Below are 2,193 nucleotides of genomic sequence, written 5' to 3' on the forward strand. Positions count from 1 at the left end.
CGCGTACGGGGGAGCGAACGGGCCTGCCGAGGCCCCGCACCCGCCTCGGCGCGCGCCGGGCCCGGATGCCCCGGCCGAGCGGGACTCGCGGCCCGGCAGTACCTCAGTCCCGCGCGGCTACGTACGCCCCGCGCGGCCACCTACGCCCCGCGCGCAGCCGGGTAGGACCGCGCGGCCCCCGTACCTCCCCCTCACCCCCTCACCCCTTCGCCTCCTCCAGTGCCGCGCGCAGGTGGCCGTGGTGGGTGTGGAGGAGGCGGGCGGACTCGGGGCCGTCGACGTGGCCGAGGAGGACGAGGATCGCGTTCTTCACCTCGCCGCCGGTCGTGGCGAGCGCGGACTCGATCTCGGCGGTGTCCGCGCCGGTGGCGAGGCCGACGATGTGCCGCGAGCGGGCGCGCAGCTTCTCGTTGGACGCGCGGACGTCGACCATCAGGTTCCCGTAGGTCTTGCCGAGCCGGATCATGCTGATGGTGGAGAGCATGTTGAGGACGAGTTTCTGCGCCGTACCGGCCTTGAGGCGGGTCGAGCCGGTGATGAGCTCCGGGCCGACGACGACCTCGATGCCGTGCTCGGCCTCGGCGGCCAGCGGGCTGCCGGCGTTGCAGGAGAGGCCGACGGTGAGCGCGCCGCGCGCCGTGCGGGCGTGGCGGACGGCGCCGACCGCGTAGGGGGTGCGGCCCGAGGCGGAGACGCCGACGACGACGTCGTCCGGGCCGATGCCGAGGGCGTCGAGGTCGGCCGCGGCCTGTTCGGCCGAGTCCTCGGCGCCCTCGACGGCCGTGATGATCGCGGACGGGCCGCCCGCGATGAGGCCGACGACCTCGCCCGGCGCGGTGTTGAACGTGGGCGGGCACTCGCTCGCGTCGAGGATGCCGAGCCGCCCCGCGGTCCCGGCGCCCACGTAGACGAGGCGGCCCCCGCGCGCCATGCGGGCGGCGGCGGCGTCGATCGCGGCGGCGATCCGGGGCAGCTCGCGGGCGACGGCGGCGGGGACGGTCGCGTCCTCGCCGTTCATCGTCCGCGCGATCTCCTCCGTCGTCATCCGGTCGATCTCCGCCAGTTCCGGCCGGAATTGCTCGGTCGTCAGGTGGGCGAGTTCGGCCCGCAGTTCTTCGTACGGGGCGGTTCCCTGCGCGGGCGCGGGGCCCCCGGGAGGGGACGGGTTCCGGCCGTGCGGGGCATCGGAATGCGTGGCCCGGTCGGTGGGCCCGGTGGTCGTCATGTGCGGCTCTCCGCTGTGCTGAGGGACAGGTTGGTGCGGGTGGTGGCGGTGCGGGATCGTGCGGCTGAGGAGCGCGAGGCCCGGGAGCGGCCCCGCGCGGGCGGCCGCCCGGGGCGCGGGACGGGGCGTGAGCGGACGCGCCCCGGGGTCAGGTGTGGTCGCCGAGGCCCTGCCGAGGCCGGTGACGGTGCGCCAGGGCCTCGTAGGAAGCGGCGAGGGCGGGGGCGGCGTGCTCGTAGGTGCGCTGGGCGACGCCGACGAAGAGACAGTCCACCACGAGGTGCTGGCTGGCCCGGGACGACATGGCCGCCGGGCGCAGTTCGCTCTCGCGGGCCGCGACGGTGGTGAGGACGTGGTCGGCGTACTGCGCGGCCGAGCCGTCCGGGCGCCCGGTGATGGCGATCGTCGTGGCGCCGCGTTCGAAGGCGGCGCGCAGCGGCTCGACCACGTCGCTCGTGGAGCCGGAGTGCGTGATGGCGACGGCCACGTCCTTGCCGCGCAACTGCACCGCGTTGGTGATGGCGAGGTGCGGGTCGGCGTGGGCCTGCGCGAAGAGGCCGATGCGCAGCAGCTTCTGGCCGAGGTCCTGGGCGACGAGGTGCGAGGCGCCGACCCCGTAGATGTCGATGCGGCGCGCCTGCGCGAGCGCGGTGACGGCGGCGCCCAGGGCGGCCGTGTCGAGGTTCGCGGCCGTGTCGGCGAGGGTCTGCCGCTCGTCGTGCGCGAGCTTGGTGACCACGTCGGCTATCGGGTCGTCGAGCGCGATGTCGGCGGTGACGGAGGGCGCGGCCCCCGATTCCTGGTGCGCCGCGAGCCCGGCGAGCGCGAGCCGCAGGTCGCGGTAGCCGGGATAGCCGAGCAGGCGCGCGGTACGGACGACGGTCGCCTCGCTCGTACCGGTGCGCGCGGCGAGCCCGGTCACGGTGAGCGCCGAGCAGCCGGCCGCGTCGGCGGCGACGGCCTCGGCG

2 protein-coding genes are annotated in these 2,193 nt (G+C 76.2%); both read right to left on the reverse strand.

Going from position 1 to position 2,193, the window contains the following annotated elements; translation table 11 throughout:
- Window positions 1-199 precede the first annotated feature (199 nt).
- Entirely contained in the window at window positions 200-1,225 is a 1,026-nt protein-coding gene (gene murQ, locus SSBG_RS16380) for an N-acetylmuramic acid 6-phosphate etherase (protein WP_008747210.1), read from the reverse strand.
- A gap of 148 nt (window positions 1,226-1,373) precedes the next feature.
- A partial coding sequence (locus SSBG_RS16385; protein ID WP_037869931.1) for a MurR/RpiR family transcriptional regulator occupies window positions 1,374-2,193 on the reverse strand: 820 nt, incomplete at its 5' end.

This window comes from Streptomyces sp. SPB074, from assembly GCF_000154905.1.
In the GTDB taxonomy this organism is placed as follows: domain Bacteria; phylum Actinomycetota; class Actinomycetes; order Streptomycetales; family Streptomycetaceae; genus Streptomyces.

Coding starts and splice junctions, on each gene's coding strand:
- murQ (WP_008747210.1), bottom strand. CDS start 1,225: ATGACGACCACCGGGCCCACCGACCGGGCCACGCATTCCGATGCCCCG.